Raw genomic sequence first — 26,330 nt, 5'->3', positions numbered from 1 at the left:
CTGTGGATAACTTCAGCCTGAAAAAGGGGCTTTATTCTCTTTTCAGGAGCCATCAGCCAGGATAATCAGGGTCACTATATTGCTCCATAAACTCCACCATGGCACCTTTGTGTGCATCCACATGGCGGATATAGCGCATCAGTGTTTCTGGTTTTTTCCACGTGCCTTCCTGCATGATCCTGGCAATCGGATAGCCTTTATCTGCCATATCCTGCGCAGCTCCTACCCTGGCGCTGTGGCCACTCCAGCCGGTGTAGCGATTTTTGTTGGCCTTTACTGCGCCCTCTTTTCCGGCAGTGCGCCATGCCCGGCTAAAAATCTGTTCCAGTGCCCTTGTGCTCATCGGCTTTTCGGCAATCAGTGGCCGGCCAGACCGATGTACTGCAGTAAACAGCCAGGCATCAGGCTGGCTGGATAGCCCGGACGCTTCAATCCACTCTTCCAGTCGCTGAGTTGAACGGGCGCTGAGCGCCTTAATCAATCCGCCGGTCTGCACAATAGTTTTTGTCCATGCCACATCCAGAATGATGCGACCATCGCCGGCACGCATCACATCCCGCACCCGCAAACGCGACAGTTCACTGATACGCAGTAGTGTTGCATAAGCCACATGTAAAAAAGCCAGATCGCGAAGCGCCTGAAGGTTATCAGAACCTGACCATTCTTCATCCAGCGCCAGCAGGTCACTCAGCCTGAAGGGCACGGCCTGGCCTGCCCGCTCACCGTTGATCACCGCCACACGATTTATCTTCTTCATCGTCCGGAAAACCAGCGGAGAGACATTGGGCACCGGCAGCCCGGCGTTACGGTGTAACATCGAAATTAACGCCGCGTGTGAAGTGACGGTTGAGGAGGCCCGGCCGCTTTCAGCCAGAAAAGAGAGATAGTCACGCAAATCGTCTGCACTCATCGGCAGGAAGCTGCGCTGGTTATCTTCCGACCAGCGATTGCAGATTCGCATTACGCTAAGCAGCTGTCGCCAGGTGTTAGGTGAGAAAGCCTCTTTATCCTGAACGAACTGCCGGAGCCGCTCGGTGATATCGCTATTCCGGTCAACCGTCAGAGGGGTTAACGGCAGTAACTCACTCATATTTGCTCACTTATCAACCAAAGACGCCGATGATCGCGCTACGTTAATTCTGAGAACTAAGCAGGGGGATAACCGGTCAGAATTTACGTAGCGTTGTCATTTTCAGGGCGAACTTTACTGCTATCCATCTTAACCCGGCACCATCCCTATGTCATGACTTCGTATAAGAACAATTATACGAAGTTAGTATGGCGTAACCGATCCCGTCTGGCTTTTAACGGATTGACGCTCATCGCAGTCAGTCAGGGAAGGTATAGGTCACACGCTTTATCGATAGCTGAACGTAACTCACTGCGAGTTGTTCAAGTGAAACCACGATGCAAAAAAAATGTCTCAAACTAAGGCGCGTTTAAACCAAGGTATGAACGGTTTAATCATTATTTAATTAAATCAGCGCATCACGATGCTTTATTTTCCCAGCGCAATAATGACCAGGAGCATCAAAATAGAGATGTTGAAAAATGGCAGACTACGTTAATTAGTTAGTCAGTTAAATTAATAACTCATAAAAAGGTTCCATATAACACTGCTCAAAGGCAATATCCTTTTAAAATTTTTATAGAGTACATAAATTAAACACAACTTCCCGATATTACGTTCATAGTTCTGAACAGGCGACATGTCATTTACGCTACCACAAGAGATCCAGGCATTAACCCTCAGAACAAAAAACTAAATAACAGCTTATCGCCGATTTAAATACCAGACAGCACTTCCTTTCATCTATCTTGTTCCCCTGCATATCAAAAGCGTCGATAAGTATATGCATCAGCTTTTTAATCGAATAAAGCGGCTAATGTATTTATCGCAGCAGTATTATTCTGGCTGATCAGCCGGATTAAAACGTATTAACGAGTTATACACATTTTATGGCGGCGTCTGAAAGAACGCACAGAACGCTGGCTTCACCCAGGGTAAATACGAGGATTTTTTCATGAAAAAAACGTTATTATCGCTGTGCCTTTTAGGTCTTTCCTGCGCCCCAGTTGTTACGCAGGCACAACAGTCCGTGACCTGTGTCAGAGCCTCAGAGCAGGATGTGGCTAACCTGTTTGACGCCTGGAATGACTCTCTGGCAACCGGTGATGCAACAAAAGTATCTGAATTATATGTCAGCGATGCCGTTTTGCTGCCGACCATTTCAAATCAGGTACGTCTGACCGATCAGGAACGTATCGATTATTTTAAAGATTTCCTGAAAAAAGGGCCGAGCGGTAAAATCGATTCCAGGACTATCAGAATCGGTTGTAATAAAGCGATTGATACCGGCGTTTATACATTTAATTTTAAAGATAACACGCACGTCACAGCACGTTACACCTTCACTTATGTCTGGGATGGTAAGGGCTGGAAAATCTCAACCCATCACTCTTCAGCTATGCCAGAGCCTGTAAGCAAGCCTTAACAGACGCACTGATGAAAAAAGAGCCAGCGTCATGATGTGATACTGGCTCTTTTCCCTTTGCGCGAAAATAAACGTTCGGGCTTGAAGATAATAACGCCTGACTCATACTTAAGAAATGGCAATTAATATTTTTCGCATTTAGCGTGTCTGTTTCCTGTATCACGGACAGTATAAGTGCTATTAAATGGCCAGCGTCATTTTCTCATCCGAATAAAATGAAATCTGTCGGTTTGGTGCTTCCATTTCAGGCTGATCAATTCCCAAACGCAAATATCTGCCCATGAAACAGCGGTTTTATACTCCATTTCCATTGCCTATCTGCCAGATGAAGGTCGGATCGGTGCCGTTCACCTCCCAGTCACCCACGTTACGTAGCTTGTAGATCACCGGATTGTGCGACGACACCGTTCGTGCATTACGCCAGTGCCGGTCGAGTGCCTTGCTGACTCGGGTATCAGATGCACCCAGCGCATTGAAGAATTCTGTTGCCGCACGCGTCACCAGCTCAACGGCCACCGCCTGTGCCTGAGCGGACTCTACTTCGGCCAGCACGTTTGCCGCATGAAGCTGTGCCTCATCTGCGCCACTAAGTTGCAGCTCAAATGCCCGCTGCAACGAATGGGTCGCCCGGTCGACGGCGGCTTCGGCTGCCCATGCCCAGCTACTTATCTGACCAATCACCTGCAACACCTGCACATCCTGCTTCACCTGCGGCGCATTACCGTGGCTGTAAATACGCTTACGCTGCGCCACGCCCTGAGCAGCATCGCGCACCACCGCCCGCCCGATGCCCGCCAGCGTGGCCAGTAAGACATGCTGATAGAATGCCGTCTGATAGCGGAAACGCTCACTGAAATCATAGACATGGGGCAGTTCAACCCGGGCCTGATGAAAGCGCGTCGTACCACTGCCGGTCAGTCGCTGCCCGAAGCCATCCCAGTCATCATCGCGCTCCACCTCATTCTGGTGGGTGTTCACCAGTGCAATCACGTCACGACCGTTATCCGCGCGCTGAGCATAGACATCAATCCAGTCTGCATAGAGCGTGCCTGTGCTGTAGAACTTCTCACCGCTGATCCGCCATCCCCCCTCATCGGGAGAAACCTGAGTATTGACCTCACCCAGCTTCACCGCGCCGATCTCGCTCCAGCCGCTGCCCACCAGCTCACCGTCCACAAAGCGGCGGAACCAGCGACGCCGATCCTCACTGGCTGGCTGGTTCAGGCGATCCTCAATAAATGCGAAGTGCGCACGCAGCGCCTGTGGCAGGTTCGAATCTGCCTCAGCCAGTTCGGTCAGCAGAGCAAATAACTGCGGCAGCGAAACCCCAAAGCCGCCTTCTTCTTTAGGGATACGCAGGGTCCCGAAGCGCGCCGCTTTCAGCCAGCTAATCGGTTCATGCAACAGTGTGCGTTCGGTTTCACGGGCACTTGCCCCCTCAGCGATGCGGGCGAATAGCGGCCTGAAATGCTGAACCAGTTCGGCAAATTCGGTACGATTTAATTCAGACATGATCCTCTCCTGAGTCGGGTTGTTCATCGATGTCCTGTCGGGTCGGTTCAAAACGAATGATTAACAGGAAAATAATCGGGATAAGGGCGGCCAGTGAGACAATCCAGAACATATTGGTGCCGTAACGCGCCTGCAAAATTGGCAGAATAAACAGCGCCAGCGCGCTTCCCACACCAGAGAGCGAACGACTAAAGCCGACACCGGTGGCGCGTATGTGGGTCGGGTAGGAGAGCGCCGGATAGATCATCAACTGCGCGCCGGGTCCGAATCCCTCTGCAAAGAGCCACAAACCCAGCATCAGCACCGCAAACACCACGCCAGCTGTCGCCTGGGGATGACCAATCAATGCCAGCGAAATCAGCGCGATAAACTGCAGCGCAAATCCGGCGATTGCGACATGCCGTGAGGGAAATTTCCACGCCAGTCGCATCCCCAACAGCCCGCCGGTAAAGGCGAACAACGCATTCAGTCCCAGCGAGGCAGAGATAGTTTCAAATACGCCCGCGCCGAGAAATTGCGCCAGGATAGAGGGCAGGAAGAAAGCGATGGCGGTGTATTCAAATGAAATACAGACGTTCATCACCGCACTGACGACCGTGCGCTCCAGATAAGGCTTCTGAAACAGTACGCGGAAACGCACTTTCGGCTTCGCTTTCACCGCATCGGTTTTAGCGGGCGGCTCCTCATGCGCAACAATGCCGTAAGAGTCACGCAGAATACGCACCGCACCGCTCAGGTCGCCCTGATTCGCCGCCCACAGCGGTGACTCATTCATAAACTTACTGCGCACCGCAATAATCAGTAGCGCCGGTACGGCGCCAAACAGCAGCGAGGCGCGCCACAGCCAGTCGATATGTTCGGCGGGCAGCAGGAAATAGAGTGCAAAAATAATAAAGAAGCAGGCAGACGAAGCGGCATACCACATCGGGCACCAGGCTGCGAGGCGCGATGCTTTATTGCCCTTGCCGGAGAACTTAGAGAATTCTGCCAGATAGGCCATGGCAACCGGCAGATCGATCCCGACGCCGATGCCCATCAGAAAACGGGCACCAATCAACACCCAGACGTTGGGGGCCAGACCTGCCGCAATGGCGGAGACGACAAAAAACAACATGTCCGCCATAAACACTGAGTAACGGCCATATTTATCGGTCAGCCAGCCGCCGACCAGATTACCCACAATGGTGCCGATCATGATTGACGACGTCACCAGGCCCGTGAGTACCGGGGTTAAACCAAACTCCTTCACCACATCATCAATGCCGTAGGAGAGGGTAGTGAGATCGTAGGCATCAAGAAACACGCCGCCCAGCGCCAGGAAAACAATCCAGCGCGCATAGCTGTTTTTTTCGGTGTTACTGTTAATCAGCCGGGCCACATCACTCACCGATCGAACCGGTTGAGAGTGAGGCGGTGGCGCAGTTAAGGTGTTGTCAATTTCTAATGTACTCATCGTATCCTCGTTATTATATTCAGCAGGTAGCGAGGGTTTTATATGAATTACTGGCATAGTTAACAACCAACAAAATCAGATAACTATTATAATTAATTCAATAAGATAGATTTATATTTCACCCACACCAGACCCCGCATGAAATATAAAATTCATCCGGTAGCATTCAGCGAAATGTTGTTTTTATACTGCTGAAACGGGTGAGGTTTCAGCAGCACATGGCAGACCGGTTCAGCAACGGTTAACAGCAATGACCGGTCCGGTAATGCCTGTCCATCTACCGGCGACAAGACGTACTCTTGTTTCTTTGCACTTTGCTATGCGCCGGTTATTCATGCCGGGCAGCCAGCCGTCTCTGTTATGAAACTTCCACCCTTGCTGCTCGCTGTTCCACATCCGCACCCCGGCGATAACCGGCACCCGGATGCGGCAACGCCAGCCGCGGCCCCTGGCCAAATAACTTTTCACGCAGCGTACCGGGCTGATACTGCTGCTTGTAGACGCCACGCTTTTGCAGTTCCGGCACCAGCAGTTCCACCACGTCAGTAAAGGTTTCGTGCGTTACGGCGTAGGCGAGGTTAAAACCATCGACGTCTGTCTCTTCGACCCAGCTTTGCAGCTCATCGGCCACCGTTTCAGCGCTGCCCACCAGCAGCGGACCAAATCCGCCAATGCCCACCCAGTCTGCCAGGCCCTGTACCGTCCATTGGCGGTTGGGATCGGCAGTGGAGAATGTCTCAACCGCCGATTGAATCGCATTGGTGTGCAGATGTTTCAGTACCTGATCCGGCTGATACTGCCCGAAATCAATGCCGGTCCAGCCTGAGATCAGCGCCAGCGCGCCTTCGTAACTGACATAGCGTTTGTACTCCTGCCATTTGGCCTGCGCCGCCAGGTCGGTTTCACCCACAATGACTGTCTGCAGGTTGAAGATCAGTATGGAGCGGGGATCGCGTCCCGCTTCAGCGGCTCTCCGGCGAATATCCGTCACGGTTTTCTTCAGCAGAACTTTCGAAGGTGCCGCCACGAACACGCATTCGGCATGCTCCGCCGCAAACGCTTTACCGCGGCTGGAGGCGCCCGCCTGATATAGTACCGGCGTGCGCTGCGGCGAAGGTTCACACAGATGGATGCCGGGCACCTGGAAGAATTTACCCTGATGATTAATCGGATGGATTTTATTCGGGTCACTGAAAATATGACGTTCACGATCGCGCAGGACTGCACCATCTTCCCAGCTTCCCTCCAGCAGCTTATAGATAACCTGCAGATATTCATCGGCATAGTCGTAGCGCGCATCGTGGTCGGTTTGAGCCTGATGTCCGATATTACGCGCACCGCTTTCCAGATAGGAGGTTACAATATTCCAGCCAATGCGGCCTTTGGTCAGATGATCCAGCGTCGAGATCCGCCGCGCAAACGGGTAGGGGTGTTCAAACGACAGTGAGGCGGTCAGGCCAAAGCCCAGATGTTCCGTCACCAGCGCCATCGGCGTGATTAACGCCAGCGGATCGTTTACCGGCACCTGCGTGGCGTGCCGAATCGCGGCCTGGTTATTGCCGTTGAGCACGTCGTAGACCCCAAGCACGTCAGCAATAAACAGTCCATCAAACCTGCCGCGCTCCAGCAGGCGTGCTAAGTCGGTCCAGTACTCCAGATCTTTGTACTGCCAGGAGCGATCCCGGGGATGCGCCCATAAGCCGGGCGATTGATGACCGACACAGTTCATATCGAAAGCATTCAGGCGAATTTCACGTTGCGATGACATAGCGACTCCTCGGCGGATGCGGCAATCGCTTGCCGCCCACCTTTTAGTAATTGTTCCGGAAGGGTGATTCAGTAGATGAGTGAGCCGGGACATCGCTCGCTGAGGGGCAGCGGCGTGGTGGAGAGTAGCTGCCGTGCTACGGACTCAGCGTGTTCTGCAACCTGCGGTAATCCCATGAGTTCGCCAAAGCGACCACGCGCGGCAGGCCCGGCTACATAGAGATGAGGATTGGCATCACCCTGCGCATTCAGCGTCTGTGACAGCGCGTTAACCTGAATGCCCAGCGCCAGCGGGTCGGGCTGAATCACGCCGTCGCCGTGGAGCTGGCGCAGCAGCGCGTTGCTTTTAAGCAGTGCGTTGTGCGCTGGCCCGGTGGTGACAATCACTTTATCCACCTCCCGGATTTCTGATTGCGCTCCACGCAGGCGCAGCGTCAGCTGAAGATTGTTTCCCATCGCTTCCGCGCCCATCAGCCGCGCCGCCAGCAGTGACAACTGACCGCTCGCCTGCTGCTGGTTGAGTATCTGGCTTACCTGCGGGGCAATCCGGTAGCGGTGAACATCCCACCAGGGGCGTAGATGGTGCAGAAAACGCTGCTGCTCATGCAGTGAAAGGCTCTGCCAGATACGCTGGCCGTTACGGCGGATATCATCCAGCACCAGCTGCCAGGGGAGATTTAACGCGGCTGCCTGTTTTACCTCCTGACGCACCCGATGTAACCAGCCACGTGCGCTGGCGGGCTGTGGCTGACTGTAATCCAGGGTGTAGCTCTCATCGCTGCCGCTCAGGTTGGCTCGCGGCAGCTGTCCACGGCGTGAGAAGGCGGTAATCTCTCCGCGATGCTGCTGGCGATGCAGCGATGCCACCACATCGGACATGGTCAGCCCTGAACCGATAATCGCTACCCGATCGTCAGGTGCGACCTGTGCCAGCGCGCCATTCTGCCAGGGATTGGCAATCAACCCCGGATGCCCTTGTAAGGGCTTCAGCAGCGCATGCAGGTCCGGCGGTGGATGGCTGATGGCCAGCACCACCTGATCGGCCCGGATCTTCTGCCCTGAGGCTGTGGTCACTACACCATGCTGCAGCGCAACCGCGCTATCACGCAGATGACTAAGTTTTACCGGCGAATGCTGCTGCTGATGCACAAACTGCGCATTGACCCAGCGACTAAACTCCCCGCGTTGCGGGTAGACATTGCCGTCACGCCACAACGCGTCCGGGTCGGCCTGAAAGGCGGGCGATGCGCGATAGTCGCGGTCAAATATGCCCTCCTCATCCCCAGCAAGCTGCATTCTGGCGGCTGGCACATTGATGCGGTGGGCCGGATCGGTGGTGCCGTATGCCACACCCTGAGCAAGCTGCGCTCGTGGTTCAATCACCGTCACATGCAACCCTGCCTGGCCAGCCCGGGCCAGATGGATCGCCAGCGCGGTGCCGGTAAAACCACCACCGATAATGACTATCTGCTGCTGTGACATAAGCGAACCTTCTCTTCTGTTAACTGGCGCTGGCCTGTTTATCAGGACGACGGTCGCCGCCAATGGTTTCACCAAAAGGACCGGTGTTCACGCTGCGCTGTTTCTTTTCGGCGTTGGCAGCCAGCGGTAACAGCGGCATCACCAGTTCAGCGAAACGGTGCGCCTCTTCAAGGTGCGGATAGCCGGAGAAAATAAAGTTCTCGATCCCCAGCGCCTGATACTCCCGGATGCGATCGGCTACCTGCTGCGGACTCCCCACCAGCGCAGTACCCGCACCGCCGCGCACCAGGCCGACGCCTGCCCAGAGATTGGGGCCAATGCGCAGGCTGTCTCGCGAGCCCTGATGCAGCGCGCTCATCCGCGCCTGTCCGGCTGAGTCCATGCGGGCAAAGATCTTCTGCGCGGCGGCAATGGTCTCTTCATCCAGATGAGAAATCAGCCGATCGGCCGCCGCCCAGGCTTCCTCTTCGGTTTCACGGACAATGACATGCAACCGGATGCCGTAGGAGAGGCTACGGCCACTCTCCTGCGCCCGCTGACGAACCACCGCCAGTTTTTCCGCTACCTGTTCAACCGGCTCACCCCACGTCAGATAAGTGTCGATCTGATTCGCCGCAACGTCGATAGCGGCATCAGACGAGCCACCAAAATAGAGCGGTGGGCCATTTTCCTGCACCGGCGGAAAGAGAATCTCAGCGCCTTCCACGCGGATATGCTCGCCCGAAAAATCGACCTTCTCGCCTTTCAGCAGGCGGGAGTAGACCTCAAGAAACTCTCTGGTCACCTGATAGCGCTCTTCATGACTCAGAAAGATGCCGTCACCTTTGTTCTCAACCGGATCGCCACCCGTGACCACGTTAATCAGTAAACGTCCGCCAGAAAGCCGATCCAGCGTAGCCGCCATACGCGCCGCCAGGCTTGGCGGTTGCAGGCCAGGACGTACGGCCACTAAATAGCGCAGCTTTTTGGTGATCGGTGCCAGCGCAGAGGCGACCAGCCAGGAATCCTCGCAGCTCTTACCGGTCGGGATTAATACACCGTAGTAGCCCAGATTATCTGCTGCCAGCGCAACCTGCTGTAAATAGGGTAAATCGACTGCTCTGCCGCCTTCGGTGGTGCCAAGATAGCGCCCATCGCCATGGGTGGGCAGAAACCAGAAGAGGTTGAGGTTTTCCTGTGTCGCATGACTCATTAGCAGATTCCTTTATAACGATATTTGAATTTAATACATAGGCATAAATTCTTTAGTTATATAGCTGTTAGCAGGATGCGTGCCAGTCTGTTTATTAAAATTTATCTCATCTATTCAATAACATATTTATATTTCCTCTTGCTGAATATTGCTGCATTTGCGACAGGTAAAGTTACAGTCTGCTGCATTGGCAACAATCCGGTCCGGTTAGCCTCTCGTTTCCGCGTTAGCCACGCGGTATGGTCATGGCTTTCCAGTTAACCCGGTAAATGAGATGCAGATTACCAGCCCTGAGTTGATTGACCCCGCATCGCGCGCCTTTAAAAGCGTGCTGGATCAGCTTGCGCCTACCGACGCGACGGTGCTGATCATTGGTGAAACCGGCACCGGCAAAGAGGTGATGGCGCGCTATCTGCATCATCACAGCGCCCGCAGCAGACAGCCATTTCTGGCGGTCAACTGCGGTGCCCTCACTGAGAGTCTGGCGGAGTCGGAGCTCTTTGGTCATGAGAAAGGGGCATTTACCGGCGCACAGGATCGGCATCGCGGCTGGTTTGAGGCGGCAGAGGGCGGGACGCTGCTGCTGGATGAAGTCGGTGAACTGAGCGCATCGCTGCAGGTGAAGCTGCTGCGCGTGCTGCAGGAACGCGAGATTACCCGTGTGGGTTCCTCCCGGGCTGTAAAGGTCAATGTGCGGGTCATTGCGGCCACCAACCGCGACCTGGCGGTGGCGATTCGTGAACGGCGCTTCCGGGAAGACCTTTACTACCGGCTGAATGTGGCCAGCGTCACGCTGCCGCCGCTGCGCCAGCGATGCGAAGATATCCCGGTGCTGGCCACTCACTTCCTGCAGCTCTATGCGCGCCGTCTGGGCCGACCTCAGTTACGTCTCAGTGAAGATGCTGTCGCCACGCTGATGAACTACAGCTGGCCGGGCAACATCCGCGAGCTGGAGAACACCCTGCATAATGCCGTCCTGCTCAGCAAAACCTCGCTGGTCACGCCGCAGCAGCTGCGGCTGAATAACCTCACGGGTAGCGAGCTGCCACCGGGAGAGGAGGCGCTGGATCAGTTTTTACGGCAGCAGATGCAGCAGAGCGAAACACCGCTCTATCCCCGGGTGATTGAGGCGCTGATAAAGAATGCGCTGGAACTCACTCAGGGCAATCAACTGCAGGCCGCCGCGCTGCTTGGCATCAGTCGTCATACGCTGCGCACCCAACTGGGCCATCTGGGAGTGATTAAACCGCGCCGCACTTCACTGCGTCAGCGCGACACTTCTCTGAATCAGCAGCCCGAACGGGAGCGGGAACTGCGCATCGGTTATCAGAAATTTGGCAACCTCGGCATCCTGAAAGCGCGCCAGTCACTGGAACAGCAGCTGGCCGATAGAGGCGTCAGCGTGCTGTGGAGTGAGTTTCCTGCGGGTCCGCAGCTTCTGCATGCGCTGAACCAACAGGAGATCGATTTCGGGACGACCGGTGAAGTTCCCCCCTTGTTTGCGCAGGCCAGCAACAGCCCGATGGTTTATGTGGCCTGGGAACCCGCCGCGCCGCAGAGCGTGGCACTGCTGGTACCGAACAGCAGCCCGGTTCAGCAGATTGGCGATCTCAGAGGAAAACGCATCGCCGTAAATCGTGGTTCCAACGTTCACTATCTGCTGCTGCAGATTCTGGATGAAGCGGGTTTAGGGCTGGATGATGTGCGCATCGTCTATGCACCGCCCAAATATCCGCTGACGCCCAGCGATCTCAACGCAGTGGATGCCTGGATGATGTGGGATCCGCTGCTCAGCGATGCAGAGAACAGCGGACAGTTCAGGGTGATCGCTGATGGCACCGGCCGGGTCAATAATCATCAGTTTTACCTTGCCGAACGCGGGTTCGCCGCGCAGTCGGGCGATCTGCTGCAGGTTCTGCTCACCGCGCTGGAGCAGACTGGCCGCTACATCGATGCACACCGTGCTGAAGCCGCTGCGTTGCTCTCAACCGAACTCGGGATATCAGCGCCTTCACTGATGCATGCCTTAGCGCGGCGCAGCCACCAGACCCAGCGCATGAACTTAGCCATCATTCGGGAACAGCAGACCATCGCTGACCGCTTCTATGCACTGGGGCTATTGAGTCGCGCCATTCGGGTACGTGAGTCGGTCTGGCATCCATAGCGTTTTTTTCGCTAAGCATCGAACATTTGATCACTAAGCGCTTCAACCTGCGTTTGTTATGTTGCGCTGACAACAACCAGACTCAGGAATGAGAGATGAAAAGAGTTTTGCTTAGCGCAATGATTATTGCCGCCCAGGCGGGATTAGCGTTCAACACCCAGGCTGCAGCAGAGAAGCCCGAAACAGTTAACATTGGTTTTCAGAAAGCCAATATCTTCGCCCTGCTGAAATATCGCGGCACGCTGGATCAGGAATTTAAGAAACAGGGGATTGCGGTTCACTGGATTGAGTTCCCGGCTGGGCCGCAGATGCTGGAAGGCCTGAACATCGGCAGTATCGATCTGGCCGCAACTGGCGACGCGCCACCGACTTTTGCTCAGGCCGCACAGGCCGATCTGGTTTATCTGGCACATTCTCCCGCCAACCCCAAAACTGAGGCGATTGTGGTGCCCGCCGACTCCCCCATTAAAAGCGTGGCGGATCTCAAAGGCAAACGCGTGGCGCTGAATAAAGGCTCTGACGTTAACTATCTGCTGGTCACTGCGCTGGAGCAGGCGGGGCTGAGCTATAAAGACATTACACCGGTCTATCTGCCACCCGCGGATGCGCGTGCCGCTTTCCAGCGCGGTGCAGTGGATGCCTGGGTAATCTGGGATCCTTACTACGCAGAAGTTGAAACCAACGCCCACGCGCGGCTGATTAAAAATGCCGAAGGCCTGGTGCCACACTACACCTTCTATCTTGCCAGCCGTAAGTTTGCGGAAACCTGGCCGCAAATCGCCAGCCAGGTGGTGGATGAGCTTGGGTCGCTAAGTACCTGGGCCAATCAACATCAGGAAGAGGCGGCAAAAATCATGTCTACCTCAACCGGTCTGCCGCAGCCGATCTGGCAACGGGCGCTGGCAAGGATGCCGTTCGGGGCTGAGCGGATGACACCTGAAGTCTTCACGCAGCAGCAGGCTCTGGCCGATAAGTTTACCCAGATTGGTCTGTTACCAGTGAAGGTCGATATCCGCAGTGCAACCTGGTCGCTGGATAAGAAATAGGGGGAGGCGGGCGGCGGCTGATTAGCGGAACCTTCGCCTGACGGCTGATAACGTCATCGCCTGGAGTTAATCAAGTGCAGGCGGATTAGCGTAACGTGTTATCCGCGCTTCAGCCTGGGCAGATAAGGTCCTGTCACCGACGTTCAGCTCATCCTCGCTGAAAACGGTTTAAAGTCCTGATGGTGCTGTAAGAAAGATGCCCTTTACGTTAGTAAAGGGCATCGATTAACCTGTATTAAGAACATATTTCCTGAGGCTCCGAAAAAAATCATCTATTTCAGTCTGTATTTCAGACAGATAGCTTCGTTACTTCGCTATTTTTTCTTGTATACATCAGCGGTACCTTTAATTTTGTTATTCGTATTGGCTGAGGTCAGCACGAACACATCGCCGCCTTTTTTATCGGCCATTTCTGATAGCTCCGCTTTTGCATCTGAAGGGCTGGTCTCACCTGATGTTGAGATATCGCCTATCTTTTCATACTGATCCTTCACTTTCATAAAATCATTCTTTGACATCATTTCGGCAGCAAATGAGCCAAACGATAAAGAGCAAATAACCACACCAAAAATTAATTTTTTCATATACGTATCCTCGGAATGTTATAAAAGACAATTAGAATTCGTAACTACATTTAAAACATAGCATATTCAATGCAAACAGCTATTTCAAAAGCTTATTTACGATCCTGTTTTGTGATAACCGATCAGTAATTTAATTAACCACCCGCCGTGTTTTCAGGGTAATTTAAAATCAGAGCTTATTACAAAGTCAGGCCGCTCATAACTGTTCTGATTAACATCTTCTGAAATGGGGGCCAACGGTTAATCGATGGAAAGTTAAGGATATATTTATCATCATCAGTGATCCAGGTAGAGGTAATGCACCCAGCTGGTCATTCTCAGCAAAATTTTACGCATGACCGAAACATGCGTGAAGTGGTCAGAATAGACCGCAACCTGCGCAAATATGCCGTCTGGCAATGCATCAACGTCCTGATTTGGGTTTAATTCAATTATGGCTAATACGCCGTCAGAACCTGAAGCAAGGCTCAGTGATTGCACCGTTCCCTGTGCCTGATAAGCTCCGCCTGGAACCACTGGCAAAACTCTGAGCAGTTTTCCTGAGAATACCTGTCCCGGAAGGGCATTAAAAACGACCTCTGCTTCATCTCCCGCCGTGAGGCGAAGCAGGGAATTTTGTCTGAACTGAGCAATGATCTGACGTTTTTGTACAGGAATGAATATCATGACCGGGCGCAGCGGCAGGGCGGCTGCGTAGCTTCCGGGACGGATTAAGACCTGAGTGACATAACCATCACTGGGTGCGCGAACAACTGTCTGATCCAGGTTATACCGGGCTTCTGCTAATTGCGCGCGCAGACTGGCTATCTGGGATTGTTCTCCTCCTGATACACTGGTCAACTGGCTTCTGAGCTGCTCCTGTTCCGCCAGTGAACCTTTTACCAGGGCATCCTGCGCCAGAAATGCCTGCCTGGCATTATCAATGTCACGTTCGGAGAATGGATTGACTTTCGCCTTACTGCCTTTGAGATAGCGTTGATAGTCCAGAAATAATCTATCCCGCTCAGCAGATACATGGGTTGTGTAGGCAACGGCTTCGCTTAATTGTCCTTTCATCGCTTCAATATTGTTAATAGCGGTGCTCAGGTCGGCTTGTAATCTTTCGACGCGGACCTTATAACGAGTCTGATCCAGGGTGAAGAGCATTTCTCCCTTTTTAATAAGCACTTCTTTTTTATCAGTAACTTCATTTACGACGCCGGTCACTTGTGGGGTAACAGGAATCGCGACAACCGCTTTTTGTGCCAGTGACGTATAGGGATGGTTATAATTCATTAGCAGAATTAGCGCGCTGACCAGAAAAACGCCACCGAGGGCCGCTGTTGGCACTGTCCATTTATTGACGGGTATGCGAAATATTTTAAAAACAGCCCAGGCTATCGCAACGTAGCTTAAAATAATGAGCAGATCCATATCATCGCTCCGGTCGCAGCGGTTTCGAATCAGCCTGTAAACGCTCCAGTTCTGCTATGCGCTGCTGCAGTTCCAGTAATGAAGTGTACTGGTTCTGCATACCCCAACCACGATCCGGACGATAAAGAGTGGCCCAGATCCATAGGAAAGGCCATATGACATGCAGTGTAAACAAACTTACCCAACCTGCGACGTGAATGGCATCGGCATGAGGATGATTACGGGACTTTGCGATTAAATAGGGAATATCATGAAGAACGATAATTCCATAAAAAATAATTATGAAAACGAAGATCAGCATACCCAAAGCAAAATAGTTAAGGAACATAGGTGCCTCTGCTAAATTGGAATGCGAAGTGAAATTAGAACGTCTGCAAGAATGTTTCTATTCGTAAAAGAGTTAACCTGACACACCTTGTTGACAGACGCAATACCAGAAAGTCATGCAGCGCTCAGGGATTTGAGGCACTTCAGCGAGGACGTAGTTGGGCAATACTGTTCATTGGTGATGATTTTAGTGTATTTATTACACTTTAAACGCAGGATTATTCCTCTTTATTTTGAGTCGTTAACCTCCATGAGATTGGTAACTGATTGATTTGATTTTATTAAAATAACATGACACGTTGATCACAGATTTGTATTTCTAAAGCTTTATTTAAAAAAATATCTTTATACTTATTAACTATCCTGTCCCGACGTTGTTGCGAATTATCCGATCCATTATTTACTGGAAAATAATAGATCTCCGTTTGATAGTAGATTTTATGATCCTGACTTATTGAAATTTAACGCTTAATGATGAGATTAACTATCATGGCCTCAGGAAAGACCAGCGAATACATAGCCCTGAGATCGAATCCTTCTTCAACAGAACGCCCTGAAAAGTTCAGGTTACTCTGTTCTTACACGAGTCCATACTTTGTCGGATAAGCCGGATAGTGCTCATGTAAACCCCAACAAAAGATGGTCTTCTGTCTGGATCATTCCCTTTGTCACGCTGCTCATCGCTGCCTTTTTATTGTATTACCATAAAAGCCAGCAGGGACCTCTGGTGATTCTGATGACCGAAAACGCACAGGGGATTAAGGCAGGTAAAACCGTAATAAAAAACCGCAACATTGATGTGGGTGTCGTTGAAAGTACCGAGCTTACTGACGATCTTAAGCACGTCGAGATCAAGGTTCGCATGCACACTGGTATGCAAAAACTATTGAACGGCAATAGCGCTTTTTGGGTGGTCAGGCCTGAAATTGGATTCGAAGGAATAACGGGCTTAAGTACCTTGTTCTCAGGCGCCTATATAGCCTTACAGCCAGGTTCTCCGGGGCCAGCGCTGGAACGTTATCAGCTGTCAGATGCGCCTCCCCAGGCCTCACCGAATGCAAAGGGGATCAGAATCACGCTTAATAGTCGTGAAGCGGGGCAACTCATGCCGGGCTACCCGGTACTGTTTCGCGGCCTGCGTGTCGGGTCAGTCGAGAACAGCCGGTTTGATATGGAAAAAAGGATGATGCGTTATCAGGTTTTTATCGCTTCGCCCTTTGATCAGCTTGTCACCTCAAACGTTCGTTTCTGGAAGAATAGCGGGATTGCCGTGGATTTATCCTCATCCGGGATGCGTGTGGAGATGGGGTCCATCACCACATTATTAAGTGGCGGGGTAAGTTTTGACCTGCCTGAAGGCGTGGCCCTGGGCCAGCCGGTTAAGGGCGTAGCAACTTATACTCTTTATGACGATCTGCGAAGCATCGCGAATTCACGTTATACCGAACACCTCGACTTCGTGATGTTCTTTTCCGATTCTGTTCGCGGACTTCAGGCAGGCGCGCCTGTCGAGTTTCGTGGAATACGCCTGGGGACGGTTGCTCAGGTTCCTTTTAACTCTCCAGAGATAATCCAGAATTTTCGCAGCCATTATCTGGTTCCCGTACTGATTCACATTGAACCGCAGAGATTCATGAGCGGTATGAGGCAAGACTTTGACCTGGAGAAAAAGCTACAGCTGGGTAAAAAACAGGGGTTAAGAGGTTCGCTGAAAACAGGCAGTCTGCTTTCTGGTTCGCTGTTTATCGACTTAGACTATTATGCAAATGTTGAGCCTGACAAAGGACCGGATATCGTCGCGGGTTACAAAGTCATCCCCACAACGCCTGGTGGTTTAAACCAGATACAGCAAAAGATTATGGCTATAGTGGATAAGATGAACAGCCTTCCGCTTCGGCCACTGATTTCAGTTGCGACCGGTACGCTAAAACAAAGTCAGCGCACCATGACAGAAATACAAAAATCGCTCAGGCATATTGATGGATTTATCAGCAGCCCTGCAATGAAAACACTGTCTGAGGATATGCAGCAAAGCCTGCAACAGCTCAGCCGCAGCATAAAAGGTATTCAGCCTGGATCGCCCGTATATCAAAAATTGACGGGGGATATGCAGCGTCTGGACCTTGTGCTCAGAGAATTGCAGCCACTTCTCAAGACATTAGATAAGAAAAGCAACGCGCTAATTATTCAGGATACTGCAACTGACGATCCTGTTCCTGTCGGCGCGAAAAAGAGAAATGAAAAATAACCCCATCTTCCGGCATTTCAAATGGCTCATTCAGCCTTTGCAGTTCATCAAACATAGCCATTTGTATCTACCGAAAGAGACTGGTTATCAGGTCTTGAGGCTGCTACTATAAAGACCTGTTAAGCAGTCCTGGAGGCTCTATGCCAAACATTATTTTAAGCGATACCAGCGCCAGCGTAAGCGAACTGAAGAAAAACCCGATGGCCACGGTTAATGCAGGTGACGGTTATCCTGTCGCCATTCTTAACCGCAACCAGCCTGCATTCTATTGCGTCCCGGCTGAGCTTTATGAACAGATGCTTGATGCCCTTGACGATCAGGAACTGGTTAAGCTGGTCAGTGAACGCAGCGGCCAGCGTCTGCTTGATGTCGATTTGGATGCGCTTTTGTGAATTATACCGTCAAATTCAGGGAAGAGGCTTTTAAAGAGTGGCAGAAGCTGGACAAATCTCTCCAGCAGCAGTTTGCCAAAAAACTGAAGAAATGTTGTGACAATCCCCATATTCCTTCTGCCAGACTACGTGGGATTAAAGACTGCTATAAAATCAAACTCAGAGCGTCCGGGTTTCGCCTGGTTTATCAGGTAATAGACGATCAGCTGGTGATTGCCGTTGTTGCTATGGGTAAACGCGAGCGCAGCGATGTTTATCATCTTGCCAGTGAGAGGATGCGGTAGGGAGGGAGGGCTGTGTCCGATGAGTATTGACGTAATTCAAGCGATATTGATAATCAGACACTTCATTTAACATAATTAGTATTATGCGCACTTCTGCAGATGGCCAATTTGGTAGTGTCACTTGATAGCAGAAACGGCAAGCTATCAGCGTCAGATGGGAAGGGATGAAGACGGTCAGGTGAAAGGGTATAGCCGGTGCATCAGCACCGGGTTTATCCTGCCCCGAAGGGGCTACCGTCCTGGCAGTTCGCGCGATGCAAAAAGGCAGCTCAAGCTTCCTCTGGTTCGCTTATCTCAATACTGGTTATGTGCAGTCCGGCATGTGACATCATGCTGACCAGCTTATCAATTGAAAAGCAGTTGATCCGACCTCCTGCCAGCTCGGACACTCTGGGCTGTGAAACGCCCAGCGCAGCAGCAGCAGTGGCCTGATTCAGGCCATTACGTTTAATCCAGCTATTCAGGCGGCCTACTAACTCGGCGCGGAGTTTCATATTTTCCGCCTGCTCTGGCGTTTCGCTAAGAGCGTCCCACACATTATCAAAAGTCTGAATATTCATTTTTTACGCTCCTCAACCAATCGGCGATAACGATTTCGGGCAAGTTCTACGTCACTCTGGCTGGTCTTTTGTGTCTTTTTCTGGAAACAGTGCAGCACATACACGGCTTCTTCAAATTTGGCGACATACATGATCCGGAAAATGCCGTCATTACCCCGGATTCGGATTTCACGTGCTCCCTGACCTACCGTAGCAAAATGCTTCCAGTCGTCCGGCTCCAGTCCCTGCTGGATCAGGTCAAGCTGATACCCTGATGCGGTCCGGGCCTCTTCTGGGAAAGCCCGTAGATCCTCAAGACTGCTGTCAATAAAACTGATTTTCTTACGCATCATCACCTCATTATACGAAATTTCGTATATTGTGCAATTTCTGCATTACTCATGCACCCCATACAAACCCGTAACCACTGCTTCCCTACCATGTAGTTTCCTGCTGTTTTGTCCATGGCCTACATTGCCCTGATAAAATCCAGCATCGCCTTGATCCGGCGCTGGCTTTTGAGACGTTCTTCAAAATCGTTGAGATAGTAAGCCGGTGTATAGCGCACCCGGTTAAACTCCAGCGTCAGCGTATTACCGGTGACAACCTCGGCTGCAATGCCCAGCAGGGAAAGCTGTATAAACGCCATATCCACCGTGACAGGATCAATATCAAATCAACTGACGGACATCTGAACTGATGGATTAAATCCGACTTCAATCAGGCAATCTGCATAAGGTAGCATCGGTTATGTGGGTGTAATTAAGCAGGCGGAAGTAACGCACACCGATACGGGCATAAATGTCCGTTATCCCGCCGCAGTACATTTCTGCAAACATGAACGTTTCACAGTCCCCGTTCTCATGGCATGCCTGTTTCAGCGGATAGAGTCTCCCCAGCGCATCAGTAAGCGACGAAAGAGATGGGCAAGCCCGTCTCAGAGTGCATGATGGTGGCTGCGCATGGCTGGGATGTGGGTGGAGCAAAACGTGCAGGCATGAAAACTGCATTTGTTACCCGCAAAGGGCAGGCACTGTATCCGCTGGCGCCTGTGCCTGATCTGATCGTCAGCGATATTGGCGAGCTGGCTGCAAAGATAAAACCGCTTTGCTGACCCGCCGTTTACCGCAAATACTTTAATGCCGCGAGAGTTACTCGCTGCCCAAAAACGCTAATAAAAGGCGTAGTTGATGCGCAAACGCTAACGTCATTCTTAAATCAGGGCTTAACCACGATACACAGCAGGCCGATGACAATAATCACTACGCCCGCCAGGCTGTGCCAGCTGAACGCCTCATGGAATACCGGCAGACAGACAGCCACCAGCCACACCAGCACATAACTGAGGCTGAGCAGCGGATAGACGCGGTTCAGCGGAAAATAGCGCAGCGCCCGAATCCAGCAGAGCATTGAAACACCATAAACGCCCAGCCCGGCCAGCAGCAGCAAGGCGGGCAGCAGGGCAACAGCAGGCAGCGACGTTATGCTGCTGACATCGGGCAGTCGCGGCATCGCCCAGCGCATCATCAGCTGTGCCGCTGAGACCAGCAGCACGCTGCAGGCGACCCATCCATACCCTTTCATAGCTGGCTCGCCATCAGCGCCACACCCGTCACCACCAGTAGCGTGCCGAAGATCTGGCGCAGCGTCAGGCGCTCGCGCCAGAGGATGCGTCCTGCCAGCGCAACGAAAATGAAGTTAAGGCTCAGCATCGGATAGGCCTGGCTGACAGGCACCCGCTGCAGCACCAGCAGCCAGAGAAGCATCGCGACACCCAGCAATAGCACGCTCACCCCAATCCAGCTTAAGCGGACCCGGCGCGATGCCGCGTGGGTCGCCTGTTTCTGGCACAGTTGCGCGCTGCAGCTGAGCAGACTGACCAGTACAATCAGCAGCAGCAGCATCACTTCATCTGACTGTAATAGAGGCAGACCAGCCTGCCCTGGCGATAGATGGCGTCCGGCACCGGAACATCCTCGCCGATATCACTGTGTACTGAATCAACCAGCAACAGCAGTGATACGCTTCCCGTACGGCGATGATCGGCAAGCCAGCCGCCGAAGTCCGCCTGAGAGACAAAGCGGGATTGCGCATCCGGGTAGCTCAGCCCATATTCCAGCTCGCCTTTGGTGTCATAGAAGCCGATATCGCTACGTTGCAGATGCCAGGCTGCGGCAGATGCCACGCCGGGATTGTCCGCCAGGATAAAGTGACTTGAGGCCAGACGCTGGCTGATCGTCGAGACAAAACGCTGCGGCTGTTTGGCGTCGCGGATTTTATCCGGGATTGCCGTACCAATAAACAGGGCGACGCCCAGCGGGCAAAGCGCGGCCGCCAGCCAGCGGCGCTGTGCAGAGCGGCAGCTATATGCGCCCACCAGCCCCCAGATGAGAAATGCCAGTGCCCCCAGCGCAAGCTTCAGCATCTCGTGCGTGGCGAACAGCGGATGATGCGTCACACTCCAGGGAGCGAGCACCAGCACGACCGTTGCCAGGGTAATGATGCCGAAAATCAGGTTGAGCCAGCCATTGACTGTTAATGCGCGCCCTGCCCGCTGTGCGGCGTTCAGGCCATAGTGCGCCATCAGCAGCGACAGCGGCACAAAACAGGGCAGGATGTAGGTTGGCAGCTTGCCTTTTGCCAGGCTGAAAAACAGCAGCGGCATCACCGTCCAGCTCAGCAGATAGAGCGCGCCGGGATGCTGCTGACGCTCGCGCCAGCCGGTCATCAATGCGCCCGGTAACAGTGCCAGCCACGGCAGCGTTCCCAGCAGCAGAACCGGCAGGTAATACCAGAAAGGCGCTTTGTGCTGGGCATTGTCCTCAGCAAAGCGCTGAATATGCTCAACCCAGAAGAAATAGTGCCAGAAATCCGGTGCCTGATGATAGATCGCCAGCGCCCAGGGTGCGCTGATCGCCGCGGCTGAGAGCAGCGCCAGCGGACCGAAGCAGAGCAGTTCGCGCAGTCGCTGCCGCCAGATCGCCCAAGGCAGAATCGCCAGCACCGGCACTGCCAGCGCCAGAAAGCCTTTGGTCATAAACCCCATGCCGCAGGCGAGACCCAGCAGCAGATAGCCGCCCGCCCGCCCGGCGCGTCCGCTGGCCTCCGTCGCCAGCCAGAAGCTGCACATCGCGGCAGCCAGCCAGAGCATCAGCATCGGATCGAGCACCGCATAGGTGCCAACGCCATAGACCAGCAGCGAACTGAGGAAAATAATCGTGCCGACGGCAGCCGTGCGTGCCGAACCAAACAACCGCCTGCCGAGCCAGTAGATCAGCACGGCGGTCATCGCCGTGGAGAATATCGATCCCGCCCGCACGCCAAAGTTGTTGTGGCCAAACAGCCACTGACCCAGCGAGTTGACCCAGTAACCCGCAATTGGTTTTTCAAAATAGCGCAGACCGAAGAAGTGTGGCGTCACCCAGTTACCGGTTGCCAGCATCTCCCGGCTGATCTCCGCATAACGGGTCTCATCCGGCTGCCAGAGATCGCGGAACATCGGCGGAAGCAGGTAATAGAGAATAAAAAAGCTGAAAAAAAGTAGCCACTTCGTGTTGTTACGTATCCGCACTAGTTCGCCTCTTCAGTCAGTTTCTGGCAGCCCAGCCACCCTTCCCGTCCGGGGATTTCGCCTCTGACCACCCTGCCCACCGGCAAGGTACTTAGATCGTCGGGCAGCAGCTCGCTTAACGGACAGAACTGAATGCCGTGACGGTCCGCAGCAGCCAGCAGCTGGTCAAAGTCCGGGTAGCCGATAATCCCTTCGACTTCGGCATGCACGGTGTAGACCGCCCCATCATCAGAAGAGAGCATTTTCGCCAGAATGTAGTCGTTATAGCCTTCTGCGCTGACCTCGCGGCCAACCACTTCATCCCATGTGGGCAACGTCACCGGAATCTGTACGGTACCGATCTGTCCATCCGGCAGCATGGGCCGGAACGGGCCGCTGCCGCGACAGTCGCTGTTGTAGTGAAAGCCAAAGTCCTGTTTGGCGGCGATCACCCGGCCATCGGCTCGCCAGCCCGCGGCGGCCGAACAGCTGACAGGATGACCGAGTATCTCACTCAGCGTTTCGGTGCCGCGTGCTATCTGCTCAACCAGCTTATCCTGCGGCCAGACGCCGGCCCAGGTCTGCCAGGCAAAATGGTCCCAGGCGTGCAGACCGACTTCGTGCTGACGAGTGGCGTCCTGCATGATGTGCCGCAATCTCCGTCCCATCTGCTTTCCCGGCCACGCCGTTCCGGCGAGCAGGATGTCCCAGCCATAGAGCGACGCGGCACGGGAGCGCAGCATCTTCATAAGAAACGCCGGTTTCACCAGCCGCCAGAGATGGCGGCCCATGTTGTCTGGTCCCACGCTGAAGAAAAAGCTGCCCCGCACCGCATGACGCCGGAACAGCTCAAGCAGCGCCGGCACGCCCTGCTTCGTGCCGCGCCAGGTATCTACGTCAATCCGCAGACCGATCTTCTTCATCACTTATCAGCCTGTGGCTCAACGGTGCGCAGGAAGAAGTCGAGCGTGTTGTCGATAGTGACATCCATCGTCACGGTCGGTGTCCAGCCGAGTAAGCGACGCGCATTGCGGATAGCCGGTTTACGGTGTTCCACATCCTGATAGCCTTTGCCGTAGTAGCTGCTGCTTTCTACTTCGCGGAAACCGGCAAACGGCGGGAACTGACTGCGCAGCGGATGACGTTCAAAGCTGGCCAGCAGCTGCTCGGCCAGCTCTTTGATACTGGCTTCGTTGTCCGGATTACCGATATTGATGATCTGACCATCACAATTCAGCTGTTTGTTTTCGATAATGCGGAATAGCGCCTCAACGCCATCCTGAATATCGGTAAAGCAGCGCTTCTGTTTGCCGCCGTCAATCAGCTTAATGGGCGAGCCTTCTACCAGGTTAAGAATGAGCTGGGTTATCGCGCGGGAACTGCCGATGCGCGCTGCATTAAGGTTATCCAGACGCGGTCCCATCCAGTTGAACGGACGGAACAGGGTAAAACGCAGCCCCTCTTTTTCGCCGTAGGCCCAGATAACGCGGTCCAGCAGCTGTTTGGATACCGAGTAGATCCAGCGCTGTTTGTTGATCGGCCCGACGACCAGATTAGAGCAATCCTCATCGAAGCTGGCATCGGTACACATGCCGTAAACTTCTGAAGTGGATGGGAAAATGATGCGCTTCTGATACTTCACACAGTCGCGAATGATTTTCAGGTTCTCTTCGAAATCGAGTTCAAACACGCGCAGTGGATTGCGGGTGTACTCAATTGGCGTGGCGATGGCTACCAGCGGCAGGATGACGTCGCATTTTTTGATGTGATACTCAATCCATTCGGAATGGATAGCGATATCCCCTTCGACGAAATGGAAGCGCGGATGATCCAGGAAGCGGCTGATCGCGTCTGAACTGATATCCAGGCCATAGACCTCGAAATGCTCATCCTGTAACAAACGCTCAGTGAGATGATTACCGATAAAGCCGTTAACGCCAAGGATCAGCACGCGGGTACGACGTTGCAGCGCCGACTGCGGTTTTGAATAGAGCAGTGCGCCAGGGACGATGCCCAGACTCTGCGCCAGCTGGCTGCCATTCATGTAAACGCCATGCTCGGACTGGCCGGTCTGGATTTCCAGCGCGCCTTCGCCACAGGCGATCAGGAATGGCTGCTTAGAGAGTACCGTCCCTGGCTTTGCCTGATGCTGCTGCGGATGAACCCGGCTCTTCCAGACGATAAATTTAACCGAACCGGCAAAGGCGAATGCGCCAGGCCAGGGATCGGTAACCGCTCTGACCAGATTGTGAATCGTCTGAGCAGGCTGATTCCAGTCAATGCGGCCATCCTCAGCCGTGCGGCGGTCAACCCGGGTCGCCTGACGCTCATCCTGTGGCCATTCACTCACCTCACCCTCGCGCAGACGAGGTAAAACGTCGCCGAGCAACTGCTCTGCAGCCTGGGTCAGTTTACGATGCAGCGTCAGCGCGTTGTCCTGATCCTCAATAGCGACCTTCTGCTGCGCCAGAATATTACCGGCATCCGCACGCTTCACCATGCGATGTAGCGTAACGCCCGTTTCAGTTTCGCCGTTGACCAGCGCCCAGTTCAGCGGTGCCCGGCCGCGATATTTTGGCAGCAGCGAGCCGTGCAGGTTAAAAGCACCCTTTTGAGCGCATTGCAGGATCTCATCACTCAGCAGATGGCGATAGTAGAAAGAGAAGATCATCTCTGGTGCCATGGTGCGGATGCGGTCAAGCCAGATCGGGTGATTCGCCTCGTCGGGTGCATAGACCGGAATGCCATGCTCTGCCGCCAGACGGGCTACTGAGCCGAAAAAGTGGTTTTCGGTCGCCACATCGTTGTGAGTAAAAATGGCGGTGATTTCATAGCCTGCACTCAGCAGCGCATTGATGCCGACACAGCCCATGTCGTGATAGGCGAAAACAACGGTCTTCATGATTGAATATCCTGTACTGAAGGCTCTTCTGGAGCGTGAACAATGCGTTGAACGAAATAGCGCGGACGTGCCCGAACGTCGTTGTAAATGCGCCCGATGTACTCCCCGAGCAGTCCCATACCCACAAACTGGGCGCCGATAAACATGAACAGCACGGCGAACAACACGAAGACGCCGTCACCCGCCCAGGCCGCACCAAAAAAGAGTCGCAACACGATCAACACCAAAGAGAAGGCGAAGCCGGAGAGCGCTATCAGGCTGCCGACCACGCTGAGCAATCGCAGCGGCGTGGTGGTCAGACAGGTCACCAGGTCGTACATCAGGTTAATCAGCCGCATAAAGCTGTATTTCGAATCGCCAAAAGCGCGCTCGGCATGGATCACCGGCAGCTCAATGGTGTGTCGGGCAAAGGTGTTGGCCAGGATCGGAATAAAAGTGCTGCGCTCGTGACAGTTGAGCATCGCCTCGACGATGTGGCGACGATAGGCGCGCAGCATGCAGCCGTAATCGCCCATCGCCTTACCGGTGACCCGCTGAATCAGCCGGTTGAGCGTGCGCGAGGCCTTCCGACGGAACCAGCTGTCCTGGCGCTGCTGACGGACGGTACCCACCACGTCATAACCCTGACGCGCGGCGTCAACCAGCCGCGGGATCTCTTCCGGCGGGTTCTGCAGATCGGCATCCAGCGTAATAATCACATCGCCACGGACCTGGCTGAATCCGGCCATGATGGCGGAATGCTGACCGTAGTTGCGGTTGAGCAGCACGCCGGTTATCCGGCTGCCGGGAACGGTGGCGGCCTGTTCAATCAGTTCGGCAGAACGATCGCTGCTGCCGTCATCCACCAGCAGAATTTCATACTCAATCTTAATTGAGTCACAGGCGGCGCAGGTGCGCTGAAGCAGCTCCGGCAGACTCTCCTGCTCGTTATAGACCGGGATGACCACGGAGAGCATGTTGATCGGTTTGATATCGCGCAT

25 protein-coding genes and 1 pseudogene are annotated in these 26,330 nt (G+C 53.6%); 7 read left to right on the top strand and 19 right to left on the bottom strand.

Annotation, left to right across the window (positions count from 1 at the left end; all coding sequences use genetic code 11):
- Positions 1 to 52: 52 nt before the first annotated feature.
- Entirely contained in the window at positions 53 to 1,090 is a 1,038-nt protein-coding gene (locus OK412_RS22805) for a tyrosine-type recombinase/integrase (protein WP_264353632.1), read from the bottom strand.
- Between the two features lie 934 nt (positions 1,091 to 2,024).
- On the opposite strand from OK412_RS22805, the gene OK412_RS22800 reads away from it, so the two are divergent.
- A complete protein-coding gene (locus OK412_RS22800; protein WP_264353631.1) occupies positions 2,025 to 2,495 on the top strand; it encodes an SgcJ/EcaC family oxidoreductase in 471 nt (156 codons plus the stop codon).
- 294 nt (positions 2,496 to 2,789) lie between these two features.
- Here the strand turns inward: OK412_RS22800 and OK412_RS22795 are convergent, their stop codons facing one another.
- The 6 genes from OK412_RS22795 to ssuD all read right to left on the bottom strand — a co-directional run bounded on the left by OK412_RS22795 (position 2,790) and on the right by ssuD (position 9,901).
- Positions 2,790 to 4,007 carry a monooxygenase gene (locus OK412_RS22795; RefSeq protein WP_187495434.1) on the bottom strand — a complete coding sequence of 406 codons (1,218 nt, stop codon included), beginning with the start codon at positions 4,005 to 4,007 and terminating at the stop codon, positions 2,790 to 2,792.
- A complete protein-coding gene (locus tag OK412_RS22790; RefSeq protein WP_033781082.1) occupies positions 4,000 to 5,460 on the bottom strand; it encodes an MFS transporter in 1,461 nt (486 codons plus the stop codon). The genes OK412_RS22795 and OK412_RS22790 overlap by 8 nt, the downstream gene beginning before the upstream one ends.
- Positions 5,461 to 5,612: 152 nt before the next feature.
- Positions 5,613 to 5,750, bottom strand: a complete 138-nt coding sequence (locus tag OK412_RS22785) for a hypothetical protein (RefSeq protein ID WP_163641609.1) — start codon at positions 5,748 to 5,750, stop codon at positions 5,613 to 5,615.
- Between the two features lie 68 nt (positions 5,751 to 5,818).
- Positions 5,819 to 7,228, bottom strand: a complete 1,410-nt coding sequence (locus tag OK412_RS22780) for an LLM class flavin-dependent oxidoreductase (protein ID WP_022624274.1) — start codon at positions 7,226 to 7,228, stop codon at positions 5,819 to 5,821.
- A gap of 68 nt (positions 7,229 to 7,296) precedes the next feature.
- On the bottom strand, positions 7,297 to 8,709 hold the full coding sequence (locus OK412_RS22775; RefSeq protein WP_264353630.1) for an FAD/NAD(P)-binding protein: 1,413 nt from the start codon (positions 8,707 to 8,709) through the stop codon (positions 7,297 to 7,299).
- A gap of 19 nt (positions 8,710 to 8,728) precedes the next feature.
- Positions 8,729 to 9,901 carry an FMNH2-dependent alkanesulfonate monooxygenase gene (gene ssuD / locus OK412_RS22770; protein WP_158132463.1) on the bottom strand — a complete coding sequence of 391 codons (1,173 nt, stop codon included), beginning with the start codon at positions 9,899 to 9,901 and terminating at the stop codon, positions 8,729 to 8,731.
- Between the two features lie 274 nt (positions 9,902 to 10,175).
- Here ssuD and OK412_RS22765 point away from each other — a divergent pair, with 274 nt between their 5' ends.
- The gene (locus OK412_RS22765; protein WP_022624277.1) at positions 10,176 to 12,065 is read left to right on the top strand and encodes a sigma-54-dependent Fis family transcriptional regulator; all 1,890 of its coding nucleotides are present in this window, start codon (positions 10,176 to 10,178) and stop codon (positions 12,063 to 12,065) included.
- Positions 12,066 to 12,184: 119 nt separating this feature from the next.
- The gene (locus OK412_RS22760; protein ID WP_170933491.1) at positions 12,185 to 13,111 is read left to right on the top strand and encodes a sulfonate ABC transporter substrate-binding protein; all 927 of its coding nucleotides are present in this window, start codon (positions 12,185 to 12,187) and stop codon (positions 13,109 to 13,111) included.
- A gap of 314 nt (positions 13,112 to 13,425) precedes the next feature.
- Here OK412_RS22760 and yahO read toward each other — a convergent pair whose 3' ends face one another.
- From yahO to OK412_RS22745, 3 genes are all read right to left on the bottom strand, one after another.
- Entirely contained in the window at positions 13,426 to 13,695 is a 270-nt protein-coding gene (gene yahO / locus OK412_RS22755) for a DUF1471 family periplasmic protein YahO (protein ID WP_010257103.1), read from the bottom strand.
- A 276-nt stretch (positions 13,696 to 13,971) separates the two neighbouring features.
- Complete coding sequence (locus OK412_RS22750; protein ID WP_033786324.1) at positions 13,972 to 15,108, bottom strand: HlyD family secretion protein; 1,137 nt, start codon at positions 15,106 to 15,108, stop codon at positions 13,972 to 13,974.
- Position 15,109: 1 nt separating this feature from the next.
- Entirely contained in the window at positions 15,110 to 15,436 is a 327-nt protein-coding gene (locus OK412_RS22745; RefSeq protein WP_245115324.1) for a DUF3302 domain-containing protein, read from the bottom strand.
- Positions 15,437 to 16,030: 594 nt separating this feature from the next.
- Here OK412_RS22745 and pqiB point away from each other — a divergent pair.
- From pqiB to OK412_RS22730, 3 genes are all read left to right on the top strand, one after another.
- On the top strand, positions 16,031 to 17,683 hold the full coding sequence (gene pqiB, locus OK412_RS22740) for an intermembrane transport protein PqiB (protein ID WP_264353629.1): 1,653 nt from the start codon (positions 16,031 to 16,033) through the stop codon (positions 17,681 to 17,683).
- A gap of 140 nt (positions 17,684 to 17,823) precedes the next feature.
- On the top strand, positions 17,824 to 18,075 hold the full coding sequence (locus OK412_RS22735; RefSeq protein ID WP_039387444.1) for a type II toxin-antitoxin system Phd/YefM family antitoxin: 252 nt from the start codon (positions 17,824 to 17,826) through the stop codon (positions 18,073 to 18,075).
- Positions 18,072 to 18,359: a type II toxin-antitoxin system RelE family toxin gene (locus tag OK412_RS22730; protein ID WP_264353628.1), complete on the top strand. Its 288-nt coding sequence runs from the start codon at positions 18,072 to 18,074 to the stop codon at positions 18,357 to 18,359. The genes OK412_RS22735 and OK412_RS22730 overlap by 4 nt, the downstream gene beginning before the upstream one ends.
- Positions 18,360 to 18,628: 269 nt before the next feature.
- Here OK412_RS22730 and OK412_RS22725 read toward each other — a convergent pair whose 3' ends face one another.
- From OK412_RS22725 to OK412_RS22715, 3 genes and pseudogenes are all read right to left on the bottom strand, one after another.
- Positions 18,629 to 18,919: a helix-turn-helix domain-containing protein gene (locus tag OK412_RS22725; RefSeq protein ID WP_022624282.1), complete on the bottom strand. Its 291-nt coding sequence runs from the start codon at positions 18,917 to 18,919 to the stop codon at positions 18,629 to 18,631.
- Positions 18,916 to 19,248 (bottom strand): type II toxin-antitoxin system RelE/ParE family toxin, encoded by a 333-nt coding sequence (locus OK412_RS22720; RefSeq protein ID WP_031292300.1) that lies wholly within the window; start codon positions 19,246 to 19,248, stop codon positions 18,916 to 18,918. Before OK412_RS22720 ends, OK412_RS22725 begins: the two co-directional genes overlap by 4 nt.
- A gap of 119 nt (positions 19,249 to 19,367) precedes the next feature.
- Positions 19,368 to 19,643 (bottom strand): annotated as a pseudogene (locus tag OK412_RS22715) (SAM-dependent DNA methyltransferase); the annotation flags it as partial.
- Positions 19,644 to 19,820: 177 nt separating this feature from the next.
- Between OK412_RS22715 and OK412_RS22710 the strand changes: the two are divergent.
- Positions 19,821 to 20,012: a hypothetical protein gene (locus OK412_RS22710; protein ID WP_233267992.1), complete on the top strand. Its 192-nt coding sequence runs from the start codon at positions 19,821 to 19,823 to the stop codon at positions 20,010 to 20,012.
- Positions 20,013 to 20,116: 104 nt separating this feature from the next.
- On the opposite strand, the gene arnF is transcribed toward OK412_RS22710, so the two are convergent.
- The 6 genes from arnF to arnC are packed head-to-tail and all read right to left on the bottom strand — an operon-like array spanning position 20,117 to position 26,330.
- Entirely contained in the window at positions 20,117 to 20,482 is a 366-nt protein-coding gene (gene arnF, locus OK412_RS22705; protein WP_264353627.1) for a 4-amino-4-deoxy-L-arabinose-phosphoundecaprenol flippase subunit ArnF, read from the bottom strand.
- Positions 20,479 to 20,799, bottom strand: a complete 321-nt coding sequence (arnE, locus tag OK412_RS22700; RefSeq protein WP_010257131.1) for a 4-amino-4-deoxy-L-arabinose-phosphoundecaprenol flippase subunit ArnE — start codon at positions 20,797 to 20,799, stop codon at positions 20,479 to 20,481. Before arnE ends, arnF begins: the two co-directional genes overlap by 4 nt.
- A gap of 2 nt (positions 20,800 to 20,801) precedes the next feature.
- Complete coding sequence (arnT, locus tag OK412_RS22695) at positions 20,802 to 22,469, bottom strand: lipid IV(A) 4-amino-4-deoxy-L-arabinosyltransferase (protein ID WP_264353626.1); 1,668 nt, start codon at positions 22,467 to 22,469, stop codon at positions 20,802 to 20,804.
- The gene (arnD, locus tag OK412_RS22690; protein ID WP_045139865.1) at positions 22,469 to 23,371 is read right to left on the bottom strand and encodes a 4-deoxy-4-formamido-L-arabinose-phosphoundecaprenol deformylase; all 903 of its coding nucleotides are present in this window, start codon (positions 23,369 to 23,371) and stop codon (positions 22,469 to 22,471) included. Before arnD ends, arnT begins: the two co-directional genes overlap by 1 nt.
- Positions 23,371 to 25,350, bottom strand: a complete 1,980-nt coding sequence (gene arnA / locus OK412_RS22685) for a bifunctional UDP-4-amino-4-deoxy-L-arabinose formyltransferase/UDP-glucuronic acid oxidase ArnA (RefSeq protein WP_132499717.1) — start codon at positions 25,348 to 25,350, stop codon at positions 23,371 to 23,373. Before arnA ends, arnD begins: the two co-directional genes overlap by 1 nt.
- Entirely contained in the window at positions 25,347 to 26,330 is a 984-nt protein-coding gene (gene arnC, locus OK412_RS22680) for an undecaprenyl-phosphate 4-deoxy-4-formamido-L-arabinose transferase (protein WP_060678746.1), read from the bottom strand. Before arnC ends, arnA begins: the two co-directional genes overlap by 4 nt.

Origin of the sequence: Pantoea sp. JV6, assembly GCF_025910055.1 — a bacterium.
Classification (GTDB): Bacteria; Pseudomonadota; Gammaproteobacteria; order Enterobacterales; family Enterobacteriaceae; genus Pantoea; species Pantoea agglomerans.
Note: the sequence above shows the minus strand (reverse complement) of the source record. Positions and strands in the feature narration are given on the sequence as shown.